The following is a 17,630-nucleotide window of genomic DNA, read 5'->3' as shown; positions in this document are numbered from 1 at the left end:
TCTGCAGGGGAAGATGGCTGTATGGAATTGCCGGTCACACGACGACATCGATCTCCTCAAGATCAACCAAACTCGGGGCAGATCACTACGAGAGAGGTCCGCGTCTGATGTCGATGGATGACCTGGTCTATCGGGGCCTGAAATCTGGGCTTGCTTGGCTGAAAGAGATCGGAGCCCAGCGGGTCCTCGTTCGCGGTGAACTAACGGGGCCGGACGTCGAAGAGTTGGAGGCGCTCGACGCCGACGTCCGTCAGCTCCCGCCCGGATATTCCGGCGGCAATCTCTTCAACGGTGTGTACGGGGTCTACCGCAAGGGTCGATGGGAGACCCTCGTCGTCCGTGGAGAGGGCCAAGAAAGGCCAAGTGCAACCGCCCGCCATCGATTCACTGCGGACGGAGGGATGCGTCACCTCGCGGAGGCTCGAGAGGACCTGGTTGAGCAGTGGGAGGACGGTCTGCCCTTCGTCGGCACAAGTTCGTTTGCGCCCGAGGACGTCGTGAAGGTGCTCGGGTCCGATCGCATTGGTCGGGTGCGGCGGGTTACTCGCACGCGCGCTGGCTACGTGATTGAAGTGAGTGTCGACGGCGAGCTGCAGCACGTCGCGCCAGAGTCTCTCCAGAAGGTGGATGGAGACCCACGCGATCCAGCCTTCTGGGTAACCTCGGCACCCGCTTCGGCACGGGAGATCGCAATGACTCTGACGTGGACGAAGTTGAGCGAGCCGCTCTCGAACACCCTGTACTCCTACCGAGCGACAAAAACGGTCTTTCGTGCCTACCAGTTCATCCCTGCGCTCAAGATCCTCAACTCTCCGACCGGGCGGCTACTTCTGGCGGACGAGGTGGGTCTCGGAAAGACGATCGAGGCGGGACTGGTGTGGAGCGAGCTGGAGCAGAGGTCACCGCTTCGTCGCACGCTTGTGGTCACGCCTTCCTCCTTGACTCACAAATGGCGCATGGAGATGAGCCGGCGTTTCGACCGTGACCTCGAGGTCATCAAGCCTCGCAAGCTGGCTGACCTCGCCGACGATCTCCTCGCCGGTCGAGACCCGGAAATCCACGCGATCATCTCGGTGGAATCCCTCCGCAGTGCGAGTGACGTGCTCGAGCAGCTGACCCGGATCCGACCGAGATTTGATCTTGTCATCGTCGACGAGGCCCATGTGTTGCGCAATACCGGCACGAGGTCGAACCTGCTAGGCGGGTTGCTGTCCGATTGGGCCGATCACTTGTTGTTCCTGTCGGCCACCCCCATCAACCTGCGCTCTGACGACCTGTACAACCTGCTGACTCTGCTCGACGACGGCATGTACCAGGACTCCCAAATCTTCCATATGCAGCTCGAGCCGAATCAGCACCTCAACGCGATCGAACGCGGCATCTCTCACGGCTCATCCGGCGCAGCACTGCGCTACCACCTGCGGTCGATCAAGACACTGCCCTTCGGCCGCGCCGTCTCGAACCGCCCGGACTACGCGCGCCTAGAGGAGCTTCTTGACACTGCTGCACCCCTGGAAGCGGGCAAACGGGCAGAAGTCAAACGCCTCGTTTCCGAGCTGAACACCTTGAGCGGCGTGCTCTCGAGGACCCGGAAGGTGGATGTACCTGACGCCAAGGCAGTGCGCGAACCCCATCAGGTTGTCGTGAACTGGTCGCCGGATGAGAAGGGCTTCTACGACCGCGTCGTCGACCACTTCATGTCCCGGGCTCGCGCGCACGGAACGCCACCCGGCTTCGCCATGCAGATGCCGCTGCGACAGGTCGCGAGCTGCCTGCCGGCCATGCAGGCGCGACTCTCTGCCAACGCAGACCAGTTCGCCCGCTCGGTGGAGGACTACGACGAGGAGTACGGCGAAGAGGACTTGGCGGAAATGCGCGAGGACCGGACATCCTTCGAGTGGCATGGCGAGGACTCGAAGTTTGAAGCCCTGCTGGAGCAGCTCACGCACTTGCGCGAACAAGGCTTGCGTCAGGCACTAATCTTCTCCACCTTTCGGGGGACTATCGCGTACTTGGCAGAACGCCTGAGTTCAGACTTCCGGGTCCAGCAGCTCCACGGCGGTATCCACATGGTGGATCGCCAGCCGATCATCGATGCCTTTCGCGATGGGAAATTCGACTTCCTCATTGCGAGCGAGGTGGCATCGGAGGGTCTGGACTTCGAGTTCTGCAACGTACTGGTGAACTACGACCTACCCTGGAACCCCATGCGAGTCGAACAGCGAATCGGTCGTCTGGACCGATTCGGCCAAAAGCACGAGAAGGTCCTTATCCTCAACATGCATGTGCCGGGGACGATCGAGTCCGACATCTTGGAACGCCTATACACCCGAATCGGCGTATTTCAGAACTCAATTGGAGACCTCGAGCCCATCCTCAGGGACGACTTCCGTGACCTGGCTAACCAAATCCTTGATCCGCGACTGGACGATTCCCAGCGAAGGCAGCGAGCGGAAGAAATCGCAACGGCCATCGAGACGAGGGCGGCGAACCTTCGGCGACTGAATGAGGAGCGCGCCACTCTGTCCACGATTGATGAGATGCAGGTGGAAGGCCTCTCGGAATCAGGGCCAACGGACGGGCGGTATGTCGGAACGACAGAAGTGCGCACCCTCATTGAGCACATACTGCGAGCCACTGGAGGCAAGCTCGAGAAGTCGGAGCATCCCGGCATCCTGCTATTACGGGGAAGTATTGAGCTCTCCGACCTCATCTATCGCTTTCGAGGCACCCAGGGAGCGAGCCGTCGGTCAGCGTTACTGTTCCAAGGCCGTATCAGCAACGGAGAACCAATCGAAGTGACCTTCGACGCCGACCTGGCAAGCACGCGAGACGTGGAACTCCTATCTGTCCGACATCCCATCGTTGACGTGGCACTGCACCAATTGGAACAGGACAGGCTCGGGTTGCATCGTTATGGCATAGGCAGGGTTGCAACGCTGCCGCCCGGCACTCGCTATGCCGTCACGGTGGACTTGGTAGCGTCGACCGGAGTGAGGCCAACCAAGGAATTGTGGTCAACGGCGATCGATATCCAGACCGGGGCCGTTGCGCCGGACATCGGCGTTCAGTTGCTGGAGGCCGTGGCGAGCGGATCGCTGGAGGAAGCTACTGGAGCCACGCCAACGCCGATGGAGCACTTCCTCATATCGCTTAAGGAGGTCAGCTGGGCTCGGCACCGTGAGGAGGAGGCACGCAGACGTTTGGACAACGAGGCGTTGGTAAGGGCCCGCCTCGACGCGCGCAAGGCGAGTCTTGAGGTCAAGATCCTTAAGGCGAGAGCCACGTTGGACGTCGTTATGGAGCGGGAACGCGATCCGAGGGTCATCCGGATGGCAGAAGGTCGCATCCGCAACCTCGGTCAGGACCTCGAGCAGCTTGAGGCCGAGCTGGAGGAGAAGCGGGCCTTCTCGATGAGCCGCAGGACGGTCGCAGTGATTGAGCTCCTCGGTCCTGCTACTTGACGTCCCAGTCACGGCGTTCCATTGGCTGCCAGTCCGGCGCCTCGACAGGAAGGGCAAGGCGGGCGAACCCCCCCGTGAGCACAGGCCAGCGCGTGACGCGGAATGACTGACTCGTTCCGCGGCCATCGGTGATATTGACGTGCCCCTCCGTGGACAGGTCGAAGCGGACACCGTCATAGCCGAAGGCAACCTTCAATCCAGGCACATCGGTCTCGTTATGCCGCAGAGCGACCGGCGTTCCGTCCATCGCATAGACAGCGAGGCGGCCGTAGCCAATTGCTGGCAATGATCGAGCTGAATCGCGATTGACCGCGGTGGCGCCATCTGGCCACTCGTACCTGACCCGGTCCCGGCTCAGTGCTTGCCACCAATCGTAGAGCTTCGTGTGTGCTCGGTAGAGCGGCACCCGGGTCAGGTCCCCGCCTCCCGCCGAGAACTCGAGCACGAAGTCGAAGGCGGGACGATGCAGATTCACCTGCTCGTAGGAAGTGTTCTCGGCAAGCCCCGCAACGATCGCCTCCCGCGCACCGTTCCTGCCGGGGAAGGTGTGGATCCTGGCGCTGGGTAGCTTCCTGCTAAGGAACTTCTCCACCGCGGAGGCACGGCTCATGCCCCCGGCAAGGAGAACGTGATGAACGTTTGAGGCGAGGCTCTCTTCCGAAATCTGGCGCAGGGCAGATGTGACCGCACCTTCGGCACGGGTCAGGTATGACGCGCGCAGGGTCGAGAGGATCAGGGACCAGGCGCGATCCAGTTGCGGACGCATGGCATCCTCCAGCTGCTCGCGGGTGTAGTGCAGGCTGGGAAGGTCGCCAGCCTGATAGCCGACGTGCACCTGCGTCTCGTGGTGTGTCGAGAGGTCAACCTTCGCCTCAGCTGCTGCGCGCATCAGATAAGCCCTCGCGAGATCAGCGTCGGGCAACGCCTCGAGCTCGATCCCTTGGTCGCGGAGAGCGATCTCCAGGTCAGCGGCGATCGTTCCGTCGAGCACGTCACCGGCCTCATTGAGGCCGTCTGAGGCGAGGACGTAGATTTCAGGATCCCGGAGCGGACCGGTCGTGACGTCAAGGACGGCGACGTCGAGCGTTCCTCCGCCCATGTCGAACACGAGCACGCGCTCTTCGTCGAAGTACTCCCTCTGTTCCGTTCGTTGGCCGATCCAGTTCAGTCCAGCGGCGATCGGCTCATCAATCAGAGTCGAGGGGCCGACGTTGAAGCCCGCCGTCTCGGCGAGGCCGAGCAACCTTTCACGCTGATCCGCGTCCCACATTGCAGGGCAGCCGAGTCGCGTGACTCCTTTATCGGAGATGGGGAGCCGATCAGCGCGGGCACGGTTTGCGATCTCGCGAAGGACCGCGCCGATGACCTCGTCGGCGTCGCGTTCGACGGAACCGTCGGCGCTCCGCGCGACTACTGCGCGTCCGGTGATGCAGCGCTTGACGGAAGTGATCAGAGCGGCGGGATTGTGCGTGAGTGCGTCCTCGCCGACCACCAAGGCATCAGCGCTGACCGCAGCTGCGGAGGGCATCCACGATTCGGCGTGACCGATTGGGACCACTGTCGGCCTGCCCGCCGGCATGCTCTCCGCGATCAGTGTCGTGCTCGTGCCAAAGTCGACACCTAAGAACTGCTCTCGAGCCACTTCAAACTCCTAAGTTCGTTCGACGATCGCGCGCACGAGAACGATCTCATCGGCACCCTCGCCCCATGTATATCCGATGCCGGTGACAGTCACTGGTGTGTTGGGCAGTGGCGGCTCCCCGATGACATCGTGACGCTGTGGGTCATAGGGCTCCGTCCGGCCCGGGGCACCCGACGGAGTCAGTCCCTCGCGGGCGGCCATTCGCCGTACCCGCTCCCGGACGCGCTGGGCGGGCTGACTGTCGGCAGCCCCGTCGACGTACGCGCAGAGCCCCGCAAAGGCGCGCATGACATCGATCCTGATCTGGCGCGACTGAGATTCGCGAAGCTCGTTGGTGCTCGCGGCGGCCTCGCCAAGTCGTGCCTCCACGCGGTGCAGCCGGTCATCACGCAACCGCACGGCTTCCTGGGCCTTGCCAAGCAGCTCCGTCATCTCCCTCGCCTGGCGAGTGAGAGCCTCTACTTGGTGAGCAAGCTCGGATATCCGTGTCTCATTCCTGAGGCGCACAAGCCAGGCCCGGCCGATGTTGTCATCCAGTAGGACTCGGTCGAACGCTTGCTGAACGGCACTTTCATCCATGAGGCGAGCAAGTGCAGTGGGGGCGGCGAGCGACGTGAGCAGCTGGCGCCTCGTCGTGGCTGACGCGAGCCTCTTAACCACCAAGGGCTTGACTACGGCGGACGCTATCGCATCGCTCTCGAGCGCGCTGGCCAAGGGCGTGGTGGCGACCGAAGCCAGATCTTCAAACTCCACGCCCCGCCACCACATTTCGTCGGCGAGATCTGCTGGGTGATTGCGCCAGATCCACCCCAGTACGCGTGCCCTTGAGCCGGGCGCATTCAGTGGGACGGACGTGAGCTGCCGGGCCACCGCAGACTTGTCCTGGAGCGCGAGATTCTTCCAAGAGTCCTGATCCATCGCGCCTATGACGGTCGCCAGAACCTCAGCAACCCACTCGCCCTTCTTGGCAGCATCTTTCGGCGATTCCATCTCGCGGGTGGCACGAAGGACAGTGTCCAGGCTGAGGAGACCCACCGAGGGCGAGTTCAACAGCCTCCGAATCAGGAATTCCCTGGCGCGTCGTAGCTCCTGCGCTTTAGCAGACGCCGGCTCAAGACTGCGCAACTCGGCGTCTGCCGCATCTACCAGAGCGGCCGCGCCCTTGGGTCCCGCCAATTGCACCGCATCAATTGTCTTGAGAGCCTTGCTGTCCCTCGGCAGGGCCTGCAGGATCAAAGCAGCTTGACCGAGCGCCGGAACGGCCGCTTGAAGCGCATCATCGGACAGCGAGTCCACAGCGAGCCCAGCTGCCAAAGGATTCCGCATGACACTGCCCAGTACCCCAGCCCAGTTCTCAGGCAGTTGGCCTGAGACTGATGTCGCGCGGACGAGTTCGACAGCCGGGTGTATTTGCCCGTCCTCAGCACTGCGTGCGCTGCCTCGGCCCTCGTTCCGGTTTCCCGAATCCATTGGCCCGTCGACAGCGCCATCGGCGACCTGCGGAGCAACGTCACGGCCTCGCTCTGCATTTCCGGCATGGAGTCCCGCAGTCACGGTGTTCTCTTTCATGGCTGTCCGCCCGCGCATTTGGGCTGCTAGGCCAGCCGAAAATGCATCGGGCGGAGTTTGCCCCACCCAGACGTACTTGAGGCCAGTCCCCTTGCCCGATGCCTTGACATTCTCGTTCGTCTCGAAAGTCGAGCGAGCCTGCTTCCAAAGGGCGCTGACATCGCCGCTGAATACCTGCGAGACGCGCGCGATGAGGTCTTTGCTCGACAGCGGGTTTAATGAGTCGAGAAGGGCGAACGCGAAAGCCTGTGCAGGCGACGAGCGCACCAGCTCTGAGGCGCCAGCCGGGTCGACGTGCCTTCGGTGGCCTAGCCCACCAGCCGCGGTAGCAAGCAGTATGTGGTCCCCATGGCGACCGAGTCGGACATCATCGGTTGACCCGTCACTCCAAAGAACTGTGACCTCAACGCCCTTGCGATCGACTAGGAGTCCCTCTCGAAGGACCACCCGAGATTTCTTATCGAGGTCCAAGACCACTTGAGGCGCTTTCACCCGCGTATTCTATCCACAGCAGCGGCTTCAACCTGACCTTAGCGATCAGTTCCACGAGCGCGGGCGCTGGAATGTTTCTCGTAGGGGCCCCGAACTGTGATCACTGGCCCCACCTGCGTCGGCATAGCCTTATTGTCGAACGACGCCGTCCGGCCGGGGGAATGGTGGCGAACATGTTCAGCTGGGGCGCACCGGCCACGCTGGACCTGCAGAAGCTGGTGCTCAAGGAGATCGACCTGCACGGCACCATCGCCTAAGTCCGCGAACACCCTGCCGTGATCAAGATGGTGCAGGAGGGCAAGGTGGACCTCAAACCATTCATCACTGGCCGGATGGCACTGGAGGACTTGGTGGATCAGGGCTTCGACACCCTCCTCGCACAAGTAATTCGCGGGATCGGCGGGATCAACGCCGTCTTGGTGACCTGGTGGGAATCCAGCCCTCGGCTATTTCTTCCGCATCTTGTTTATGACTTCCGCTGCCTTGCGGTAGGCCTCTTTGGCTTCGGGGCTTGCTGCTGCATGATATATCTTCTTGCCGTCCTCAAGCAGTTTCTCTGCCTTGGCCTGCGTCTCGGGGTCCTTGGCGAGAGCGTAAAGCTTGGCGGCGGCAGTTTTTGCCTTCTGCCCGCCGTCCTTCATAACAGCAGCGGCTTTGGCTGCTTTTCCGGCCATGGTTGCTCCGTAAAATCGTAGGCGGGTTGTTGTCTTAGTGAGCTGAGTATGCTGCAAATGGTAGTAAGCGCTTTGCTCACCCGAGTTGATTAGGCTGCGATTCCAGGGAATACGACGAGGGATCCGTCACGCTTCCGTTCAATTTCAATTGCAACGTCATCCCGGTGGCCAGATACCTGTAGCTCGTCTCCCAGAGCGCGAAGTCGGTACGAGGCTTGTAGCAGTTGGTCTACTTCGCCAGCCGTAAACGCGGGAAGGCGGAAACCGCCGTCGCGCTTCACCTGGAGCGCAGAGAGTCGAAGGAGCACCTGGTTGATACCTGACTCCAACTCGTCGGTGCTGCGCCCGTCGTCGTGGAGCGTCCCGATGAAACTCTTGAAGGAATTGCCGGTGTCCTGCTGGGCGTGCTCGACTGCTTGAAGCACGAGCACCCGCCGCTTGAGAGCGATGGCCAGCCGTGCAATCTCCAGGTGCGCCCGGAAGGTTCCACCTTCCTCGGTGATGCCGGGAAACGGCTTTTTCAATTCGCTTACCTCGACTGCGCCGTCGGACAGCGCATCCAGTGCCGCTTCCCACTTCTTCAGCCGCCGCCGAGTGGCAGCGATAGCGGTATTGATGCCGTGCACGGAGGAATCCAGACCCAGCGAAAGGCCAATCCGGCCCTGGTCAAGGAGGATCGACGTCGCCTTGTCGATCGCTTCACGGCAACCGTCCAACTCGTTGCGTTCTTTATCGAGGTTGTCCTCGTGCAACTGCTCCAAGAGGTCAGTGATCCGCTCAATTGCTTCCTGGCGCTGGTGCTCGGCATATGCGCTGACGCTGACGGCCACAGCCATCAGCACGAGTGGCGCGGCCACTGTCAGAGCTCCAGCGCTGGCTACTGCAACGCCAGCCGTCGCTGCCGAACCAGTTGCAGCGCCGGCAGTGCCTGCAGCTGCGGCTTTGCCTGCAACAGGCACGAACTTCGCCGCACCTACGATTCTGGTCGAGCCCATCAGAGGACCATGAATAGCTCCTGCGACTCCTTTGGCCGCCATGGGCCGCACAAGCCCCTTGCCCACCTGTGCGGCAACCTTGGCAGGGACTACCATCCGGTACAGCACCTCTCCGGTATCGGCCACGTTCAGTTGCGGGGGAGCGGATTTCGCTGTTTGGGTTACCAGCTGCGCCAATTGCTTTGCCAGCGGGCTTGCAACGTCAAGTGGGATCCCGCCTTTACGGTCACGAGTCGGTGGCATGGAATGCATCTCGAGTGTTGCGATCGGGGCGTCCGCAAGTGCTGCCAAAACCGTCCGCAGTTCTGCAAGGCGGGCCGGCGTTAGGCCCTCGGTGCCAAGCAAGTCAGACACGCTGACCGCCTCTGTAGCCAGTGTCCACACCGGTACGAGTGCCTTGCTGTCAGTAGTAGTCACTTGTTTCCCCTCGATGAAGTGAAGCCGCCCTGGGCGGTGCTAGCGACGGCGCCTGGGGGAGCCAAGAACGTGATCCTTGCCCAATTGTCACCGGTCGTTATCGTCCCACATAGAGATCAGAACTTCTGAAAGTGTCGCCACCCTAACCGTCGGGCGAGTCCCGCTACACTGATCCTGAATCAGCCAGACAGTAATTCTGGAAGCAATCACCAGGAACGGAACCTCCGCCGTTTCAAGGCAAAAGGGGTCCAATGTCCGAAGCCAAATCATTCAAGCCCGTCGCGCTCGTTGCATCTGCCGTGGCGGTGCTTCTGGCTGCACTGTTGGTGGCGAGCATGCTTGGGTTCGGCCCGTTTTCGAGCAAGAGCGAGCGGAACCAAACCGTTCTTCTGGAGTCCGTCAAAAACGTAAGCCAATACCACGCTGCGGTCGGTAATTTTGAGCTTTTGTTGGACGAGAAAGAAAGCACCGGGGGGCTTCCCGATTTCATAGCAGGACGACGGACGCTCTTTGTGGCCGCTGGGACCGTCAATGCCTATGTCGACCTTGCAGGTCTCGCCGAAGAGGACCTTACTCTGTCAGCGGACGGCAAATCGGTGACGCTGCGGCTTCCCGAGCCGCAGCTCGACAAGCCCAATATTGACCACGACCGGTCCTATGTGTACAGCCAGGACCGTGGCATCGCTGACCGAGTCGTAGATGCTTTCACGGCGCCTCAGCAGGCGGAGCTCTATCTCCTCGCCGAATCAGATATGGCTGACGCTGCGGAGAAGTCCGAGCTGCGGCAGCGAGCAGGTGAAAATACCAAGAGCATGCTGACTGGTCTGTTCGGGTCGCTCGGATACGAGGTTACCTTTGAGGGCGGCGCATCTAGCTAGGTAATGCTGATCGACCGGGTTGGTGCAGGCTTCGGCGTAATCAGCTGCTTCAAATTATTGAGCAGGACGCCGTAGTGGCCTCCAAAATGAATTTCAGCCACCTCAACAGCATCCCTCATCCCGGAACTTTTGCACCTGATTGGGGTCGGTGCCGTCGTCCGCCACCAGGGTCCACGGCAGTGCCAGCCGTGCCAGACGTGGAAGGGTCGCTGCCCAAGCTTGGACGAGTCGGCCAGCACGTAGACTCCCGGCCTCGACGCCCTCCGAATTGGCCAGCTCCTGCATGGTGTTGATGCCCGGCGTGGTCAGGAGAGCTCCTCGAACCCGCGCAGTTCTTGGGCCAGGGCACCCACGTTGGAGCCGGCGTCGAGCAGGATGTTCCCGCAGGGTTCGATCACGGACGCCCCCCACCTCGAACCGGGCGAAGAGTTCCTCCACGGATTGTCCCGCAATGGTAAAACAAACCCCTTACAAACTTACTGCTGTATCACCCGGTTGGCCGGCAGCAACAGGGGCGGCGATGGCGCTTACCCTTGAGGACTTCGGGTTTATCTGGCAAGGAATCATTGTCTGCGGCATTGACTAGTGTGAGACGCATGACTGTTCTCCGCGCCGCCCTCACGGCCTCCCGTCTGTTGAGCGAAGACCCGGCGTGGCGTCTGCTCCGTGCAAACAACGCAGCCATCGCCGTGGCTGTGCTGAGCAAGCATCTGGGCGGCGAGCAACGGCGGTTGGCGGCGCCGGCGCTCTTTGAGCAGGTTGAGGAGGACCTGGAGGAGCTGCGCGGCAATGGCTTCGACCTGCCGCAGACGGCTCAGGCATATTGCACGGCATGGCGTAATGACGGCATCCTGATCCGTCGCACGGCAGAGGGATCCCGCGAGGAGACCTTTGAGTTGTCGCTCGGTTCCCTGCAGGCCATTCGCTTTGTCACCGAGTTGTCTGAGCCACGACAGGCCGTGACCGAATCGCGTCTTGCCACCATCCTGGACAGGGTGCGCGTGCTGGCCCGCGAGACAGACCCGGACAGTACGTCGCGGCTGCGGGCACTGCATGAGGAACGCGCCCGCATCGATGCCCAGATCGAGCGTGCCGCCGGCGGGGACGTCGACGTGCTGTCCGCAGAGCAGGCCGCTGAACGGCTGCGCGACGTACTGTCGCTCATTGAAGAAATACCCAGTGATTTTGCCCGGGTCCGGTCCGAGCTTGAGCAACTCAACAGGGACCTGCGGGAACGGCTGATCGAACAGGATGGCCCGCGCGGCAGCGTCCTGGATGACATCTTCCGCGGTGTTGATCTCTTGGCCGCGTCAGAGGCTGGACGGAGCTTTTCCGGCTTCTACGCTTTACTGCTTGACCCGGAACAGGGACGTGATTTCGAGGACAGCATCGACACCATCATGGACAGGGAATTCACGTCCCGGCTCTCCGCGACGCAAGTGAGGACCCTGCGCCGGATTCTGCCCACGCTCCAGGACCGTAGCTCCGAAATCCATGCCGTCATGACTGCGTTCAGCCGCAGCCTGCGCCGCTTTGTCCAGTCCCAGGAACTCGAACAGGACCGGCTGATCAACCAGCGGCTGCGTTCTGCATTGCGGCAAGCTTTAGAGACCTCGCAATCGGTGAAGCCCTATGCCAAGACGGAATTGTCGCTGGACCTGACCAGTGTTCCGCTCAATACAGTGGCCGCTTTAAACCTGCACAATCCGGCCGACTTCGAAGCCGCTGGCGAGATCACCGAGCATGACGCCGAGACAGTGGACATTGAGGAACTCCGGGCTTTGGCCCGCGCCTCTGAGATCGACATGATCGAATTGACCGGGAATATAAATGCCGTGCTGAGTCGGCAAAGCTCTGCAACCATTGCCGACGTTTTGGCTGATCGTCCGGCCACCCAAGGTGTGGCAAGCGTCGTCGGACTCCTAGTGCTCGCCGAAGAGCACGCCACCGCGCTGAGCGGCCGTGAAGACGTCACCTGGCAGCCTCCGGCACCCTCCACCAACGGCTCCGGCACCACGCGCCGCGGCACCGTTGGCCGCTACCTCTTCACCGAAAGGATCCACCCGTGAGCGAATCAGGCGTACCCGGACCGGCCGGAGGCGAGGAGTCGGTGTCCGACGTCGTGCTGTGGGATGGCGACAACGGCACCCTGCGCGAGCCTTCCCGCCGCGTCCTCGTCCAGCTTCTGCGGGGCCCCTATCTCTCCGCTTCCCGGCACGGGAACCTCTGGACGGCGCTCTTGTCCGACGAGGACGCCGTCCGGTCCAGCTTGGCCGACCTGTTCTTGGACCTTGTCACTGATCACGCCGCACAGGTCGCCTTCGTCCGCAACACGTCCGCGGACGTTGACGCGCCAAAGGTCATGCGCACCGCCACGTTGACGTTCCTGGACACGGCGCTGCTGCTCCACCTGCGGCAGACGCTACTGCAGGAAAGCGGCGGTCGGAAAACCATCGTCGGCGCGGACGAGGTGGCCGATCAGCTGCAGGTTTACCGAGGGAAAGACAATGCCGACATCGCGGGATTCTCCAAACGCATCAACTCGTCCTGGCAAAAAATGGTCAAATACGGGCTGTTGGCTGCAACTAGCACGGAGGGCCGTTTCGAGGTTTCGCCCGTCTTGAGGCTCGTCTTCGGTGCGGAGGAGATTGCAGCCGTGCAGGCGGAGTACCGGCGGCTGGCGGCGGAGGTGGAGCCCGGCTCCGCAGAACTGCCCGACACCGATTCCGCAGAACTGCCCGACACCGATGAGGAGACAGAATGAGCATGACGATGGCGGCCACGGCGCCAGGCATCCGGACCGGTCAGTGGCGGCTGGAACGGGTAGAGCTGCTCAACTGGGGGACGTTTCAAGGCCACCACGGCCTGGACATTGCACGAAAGGGCTTCCTGCTGACTGGCCATTCCGGCTCGGGAAAGTCGTCACTGGTCGATGCCATCTCAGCCGTGCTGACGCCCCGCGGAAAGCTGCATTTCAACGCGGCCGCCCAGGACGCCTCCGCCCGGGGAGAAGACCGGACTATTGTGAGCTACATCCGCGGCGCGTGGCGGCGCAGCGCAGATGACGAAACGGGCGAAGTGCGTGCGGAATATCTGCGGACCGGCGCCACGTTTAGCGGCATCCTGCTGCGCTACAACGACAACACAGGGGCTAAGCCGGTGCTGTTGCTCAAGCTGTACCACCTGCGCCGAGGCTCCAACACGCCCGCTGACGTCAGCGAATTGAGCATCCTCCTGCAGGAGGATGCTCAACTCACTGAGTTTGTCGACTACCTTCGCAACGGCATCGAGACCCGGCGCATCAAGAGCACCTGGCCGGCCGCGTACGTCACCGACAAGCATTCGGCCTTTGCCAGCCGCTTCTGCCGCCTGATGGGCATCTCCGGCGAAAATGCCGTGCTTCTGCTGCACAAGACGCAATCGGCCAAGTCGCTGGGCAGCCTTGATGACCTATTCCGCCAATTCATGCTGGACAGGCCAAAGACGTTCGACATCGCCACTACCGCAGTGGCGCAGTTTGGCGAATTGTCCGAGGCCCACCGGCTGGTGGTGGAAGCGCGCGAGCAAGTGGAACATCTGCGGGGGATGGAGGAACCGGCCCGCGCGTTCGGGCTGAACAGCGCGCGCGCCACCGAGGCCGCCGCACTTTCCGCGGCGTTGACCAGCTTTAGGGATGAATGGAAGCTCAAGCTGGCCAAGGACGCCAAAGCGGCCGCGGAGTCTGCCGCGCTCACCGCCCAGCATGACGTCGATTTAGCCACCGCCACTACGGAGGAATTGGAAGAGGCTCATTCGGCCGCCCGCCGGCAAGTGGACGGCCATGGCGGCCAGGCCGTGCGTGACCAACAGACGCAGGTGGACATGGCTCAGGAACGCGAACGCGATGTCCTGGGCCGGCGCGCGGAGCTGGCCTCAAAGTTGGAGGCGGTAGGCATTAGCTTCCCCGCCAGCTTCGAAGAGTACGAGGAACTTCGGGCCGCGGCCCGCACCGAACGCAGCGGCTTGGAGGCCGCCCGGGCGGCTAGCAGACAGACCGTCAATGAGCTTCATGAGGCCCGCGGTGCCGCCAAAGCGAAAGTCCGCGACCTCGAAACGGAGCTCAAATCCCTGCGCGGCCGACGGTCCAATCTCGGCGACAGGCTGGTCACAGCGAGGTCCGTAGTAGCCGAAGCGGCGGGCCTGCCGGCGTCGGCGTTTCCGTTCGCCGGTGAACTGTTAGAGGTCCGGAAGGAATTCGCGGACTGGACCGGAGCCATCGAGCGGGTGCTGCGTCCGCTGGCCACCGTCATGCTCGTCCCGGAGAAGCACATTGACCGTGTGCGCGAGGCCGTCGACGGGCTATTTCTGGGCGCGCGGCTCGTCTTCGAGTCCGTCCCCAGCCGGTCAGAGCCGCCGCGGCCCGCACGGACCGAGCGGTCCTTGGTCTCGCGGGTCCAGGTTGCCGACGGTCCTATGGCCGGTTGGCTGCACGCGGTTCTGTCAGGCAACTATGACTATGAATGCGTCGATTCGCCCGCGGAACTCGGCGGTTCGGAGAAAGCCGTCACTCGTGCCGGGCAGGTCAAACGCTCACGCACCCGACACGAAAAAGACGATCGGTCACGGGTGGACGACCGCTCAACGTGGGTGCTCGGATTCGACAACGCCGACAAACTGGAGCTACTGAGTTCACTGGTCCAGGCCGCCCGAGCCACGGCTGACCAACTCGCCGACAGGGTCGACGCCGCTGAGAATCGGCGCGAGGTCGAACGCCTGCGCGCCGAGGCACTGGCACTGACTGAAACCCAAGGCTGGGACCAACTGGATGCTGGCCGGGCCCGCGCCAGGGTGGAGAGCCACAAAGAACGGCTGGCGGAGATCCTCGCGGCGAGTGGCAACCTTCGAGCAGCCGAAGCTGTCGCGAAGGAGGCCAGGGCGCGCTGGGCGGCTGCGCAGAAGGCCCAGCAGGCCGCCATGGAGTCGCTGGCTGAAGTCAGAACACAACTGGCGGGATTGGACCGCACCGTGTTAGGGCTTGAACCGCGTGTTGCCGCGTCGGCCGACGTGCCTGAGGAGCTTGCAGCCAGTCTGCGGGAACGGTTCCTGAGGCAGCGCCGCAGCATCGTCCACGAGGTGATCGACGAAGTCGCACTGACGGTGGCCACTGGGTTGAGCGCGGAGGAAAAGCAGGCCACGTCCCAGGCCGCAGCCGCCCGAACAGCCTTCGCCTCGCTGGCAGGAGAGTTCCGGCGTCTTTGGCCCGCCAAAGCCGGGGACTTGACCGACCAGGTGGAGGATGGCGGCGGATATCTTGCTCTGTTGGAGCAGCTTGTCGCGGACCGCCTGCCGGACTTTGAGACCCGGTTCTTCGAACTCATGGAACGCCAGTCGCAGCAAAATGTGGCCACATTGGCCAATGAGATCCGCCGCGCGCCCTTGGAAGTGCGCGACAGGGTGGCCCCCATCAACGGCTCCCTCAAACGGTCTGCCTTCGACGCCGGGCGGTTCCTGAAGATCGTTGTAAAGGAGAACCGGGGCGAGCTGGGCAGGAAGTTCCTCAGCGACCTGCAGGACATCAGTACGGGCTCATGGGTGGCCCAGAGCCGCGACGATGCCGAAGCCAAGTTCGAAGTCATGCGGCGCATCATGGAGAAACTCGCCTCGAGCGAACCCGGCGACACCTCCTGGCGGAACCAATGCCTGGACACCCGGCTGCACGTGCGCTTCACCGCCACAGAGGTGGACTCCGCCGGCAGGCAGCTCAATGTATACGATTCCAGCGCGGGTCTCTCCGGCGGTCAGCGACAAAAGCTTGTCACGTTTTGCCTGGCCGCGGCCCTGCGCTACCAGCTGGCCGGCGATGACGAGGACGTGCCGCGCTACGGAACCGTCATCATGGACGAGGCGTTCGATAAGGCGGACAGCAACTTCACCCGCATCGCCATGGATGTCTTCACTGAATTCGGTTTCCACATGGTGCTCGCCACCCCGCTGAAACTCCTGCAAACGCTGGAGGACTACATTGGGGGCATGGCCGTGGTCACCTGCCGGGAGTTCCAGGACTCCCGCATCGGCTCCCTGTCCATGGACGACGGCGAGGGTCCGGACTCTGCGCCACCGCCTGCCGAGGTGCCGGTCCGGGAGCAGCCGGCCGGCACAGGGCTGCTGGAAACCCTGGATGCTGAAGATCCTGCGGAGACGGGCGCGCTGTTTTGAGCCCCACGCCGGTGACACCTGCCGGGGCGGCCGCGCAGGCGCTCAAGAAATACAACCGCCACGTTGGCTCGTGGTCCGTAGGCGACGACGCGTCGCTTCCCTTTGGCATCCCCTTGCATCCGCCCACCGAAGCACAGGCATTGGCCTCCGTGTCCGCCGCCGTCGACTGGGCCAAGTCATGGGAAGGGGCCGCCGACGTGTTGTGGACGGAACGCCGCTGGGCCAGCCTGGGCCAGCAGCGGATTCCCGACCGTGTGCAACTCGACACCCCCGGGGCTGTCGCTGCATTTGCCGGCAAAACCACCCACTGGCAACGGGCATCCTTCAGGGCCAAAGCACTGCTCGACTCGGTACCGCTGCCCCCTTCGGACCGGTTTGCGAGCGCGGTGGGCCGCAGCGCTGTGGAACTTGCCGCCTTGGCTCCCGAAGACTTCACCCGGCTCGCCGGCGTACTGGAATGGCTCAGAGTGCATCCGGCGTCCGGACTGTACATCCGCCAATTGCCCATCCGCGGAGTCGACACCAAATGGGTCCAGAAGTACAGGCCCCTCGTCACGCGACTGCATGAAGCAGCCACCGGTAGAAGTGGGTTGGGACTGGCGGACAAACCGGACCTGGTCCGCGTGCGTTTCCTCGACCCCGCTCTGGCGCCGGGCGGATTGGCGGATCTGGCTGCACCGGTCACGGAGTTGGCCGCTATGGACCTGAGCCCCGAGGTGGTCTACGTGTTTGAGAATCTGGAGTCCGTGTTGGCCATGCCACCTCTGCCGGGCGCTGTGGTGGTCCATGGCTCCGGCTACGCAGTGGACAGGTTGGCCCGCATCCCGTGGATCCGCGACCATGGCGTCGTCTATTGGGGCGATCTAGACAGCCACGGGTTTGGCATTTTGAACCGCTTGCGGGCCCAAAACATTGCCGTCGTCACGGTGTTGATGGACGTGGCCACGTTGGAGGCGTTCAAAGACCTGTGGGGACACGAGCCCAAACCGGCCGTTGGGTTCATGCAGCACCTTTTGCCGGAGGAGCTTGCCGTAGTGGAACAGCTGGCGGTACGCGGCAACGTGCGTCTAGAACAGGAACGGATCGACTGGATGACCGCCATGGCGGTGCTCATCTCGACACGGCGCTGACCGGTTGCGCTTGGTCTACTTCCGTTCCAGCGGTCCCAGACATCTTTGTCCGGCCAGCTGCATCTAGTCGTCGCCAGCTCGGACTGGGTGGCCTCAACTAGGGGCTCAATCCCCGCCTAAAGCAGGCCACCACGATCAAAGCTCCCGAGTAAACACCCTCAGCAGCACGTCCTG

Annotated in this window: 10 protein-coding genes; 6 read left to right on the top strand and 4 right to left on the bottom strand. The window is 62.7% G+C overall.

Annotated features, from left to right (window positions below):
• Positions 1–107 precede the first annotated feature (107 nt).
• Positions 108–3,464 (top strand): DEAD/DEAH box helicase, encoded by a 3,357-nt coding sequence (locus JYA52_RS12620; RefSeq protein WP_205653532.1) that lies wholly within the window; start codon positions 108–110, stop codon positions 3,462–3,464.
• Here the strand turns inward: JYA52_RS12620 and JYA52_RS12615 are convergent.
• From JYA52_RS12615 to JYA52_RS12595, 4 genes are all read right to left on the bottom strand, one after another.
• Complete coding sequence (locus JYA52_RS12615) at positions 3,457–5,106, bottom strand: Hsp70 family protein (protein ID WP_205653531.1); 1,650 nt, start codon at positions 5,104–5,106, stop codon at positions 3,457–3,459. The genes JYA52_RS12620 and JYA52_RS12615 overlap by 8 nt on opposite strands.
• Before the next feature lie 9 nt (positions 5,107–5,115).
• Positions 5,116–6,942, bottom strand: coding sequence for a hypothetical protein (locus JYA52_RS12610; RefSeq protein ID WP_205653530.1), 1,827 nt, complete (start codon positions 6,940–6,942; stop codon positions 5,116–5,118).
• A 671-nt stretch (positions 6,943–7,613) separates the two neighbouring features.
• A complete protein-coding gene (locus JYA52_RS12600; protein ID WP_205653580.1) occupies positions 7,614–7,841 on the bottom strand; it encodes a hypothetical protein in 228 nt (75 codons plus the stop codon).
• An 89-nt stretch (positions 7,842–7,930) separates the two neighbouring features.
• Positions 7,931–9,253: a hypothetical protein gene (locus JYA52_RS12595; RefSeq protein WP_205653529.1), complete on the bottom strand. Its 1,323-nt coding sequence runs from the start codon at positions 9,251–9,253 to the stop codon at positions 7,931–7,933.
• Positions 9,254–9,504: 251 nt separating this feature from the next.
• Between JYA52_RS12595 and JYA52_RS12590 the strand changes: the two genes are divergently transcribed.
• The 5 genes from JYA52_RS12590 to JYA52_RS12565 all read left to right on the top strand — a co-directional run bounded on the left by JYA52_RS12590 (position 9,505) and on the right by JYA52_RS12565 (position 17,456).
• Positions 9,505–10,131 (top strand): DUF4230 domain-containing protein, encoded by a 627-nt coding sequence (locus JYA52_RS12590; protein ID WP_205653528.1) that lies wholly within the window; start codon positions 9,505–9,507, stop codon positions 10,129–10,131.
• Between the two features lie 596 nt (positions 10,132–10,727).
• Positions 10,728–12,200: a DUF3375 domain-containing protein gene (locus tag JYA52_RS12580; RefSeq protein WP_205653527.1), complete on the top strand. Its 1,473-nt coding sequence runs from the start codon at positions 10,728–10,730 to the stop codon at positions 12,198–12,200.
• Complete coding sequence (locus JYA52_RS12575) at positions 12,197–12,895, top strand: DUF4194 domain-containing protein (protein WP_205653526.1); 699 nt, start codon at positions 12,197–12,199, stop codon at positions 12,893–12,895. Before JYA52_RS12580 ends, JYA52_RS12575 begins: the two co-directional genes overlap by 4 nt.
• Positions 12,892–16,326 (top strand): ATP-binding protein, encoded by a 3,435-nt coding sequence (locus tag JYA52_RS12570; protein ID WP_205653525.1) that lies wholly within the window; start codon positions 12,892–12,894, stop codon positions 16,324–16,326. The genes JYA52_RS12575 and JYA52_RS12570 overlap by 4 nt, the downstream gene beginning before the upstream one ends.
• On the top strand, positions 16,323–17,456 hold the full coding sequence (locus JYA52_RS12565; protein ID WP_205653524.1) for a Wadjet anti-phage system protein JetD domain-containing protein: 1,134 nt from the start codon (positions 16,323–16,325) through the stop codon (positions 17,454–17,456). The genes JYA52_RS12570 and JYA52_RS12565 overlap by 4 nt, the downstream gene beginning before the upstream one ends.
• The last annotated feature ends 174 nt before the right edge of the window (positions 17,457–17,630 follow it).

It is taken from the genome of Arthrobacter pascens, assembly GCF_017052465.1.
Classification (GTDB): domain Bacteria; phylum Actinomycetota; class Actinomycetes; order Actinomycetales; family Micrococcaceae; genus Arthrobacter; species Arthrobacter pascens.
Note: the sequence above shows the minus strand (reverse complement) of the source record. Positions and strands in the feature narration are given on the sequence as shown.

What these genes read in the sequence shown, in the direction of transcription:
- JYA52_RS12590 (WP_205653528.1), top strand. Translation starts at nt 9,505, where the DNA reads ATGTCCGAAGCCAAATCATTCAAGCCCGTCGCGCTCGTTGCATCTGCC.
- JYA52_RS12620 (WP_205653532.1), top strand. Translation starts at nt 108, where the DNA reads ATGTCGATGGATGACCTGGTCTATCGGGGCCTGAAATCTGGGCTTGCT.
- JYA52_RS12570 (WP_205653525.1), top strand. Translation starts at nt 12,892, where the DNA reads ATGAGCATGACGATGGCGGCCACGGCGCCAGGCATCCGGACCGGTCAG.
- JYA52_RS12580 (WP_205653527.1), top strand. Translation starts at nt 10,728, where the DNA reads ATGACTGTTCTCCGCGCCGCCCTCACGGCCTCCCGTCTGTTGAGCGAA.
- JYA52_RS12600 (WP_205653580.1), bottom strand. Translation starts at nt 7,841, where the DNA reads ATGGCCGGAAAAGCAGCCAAAGCCGCTGCTGTTATGAAGGACGGCGGG.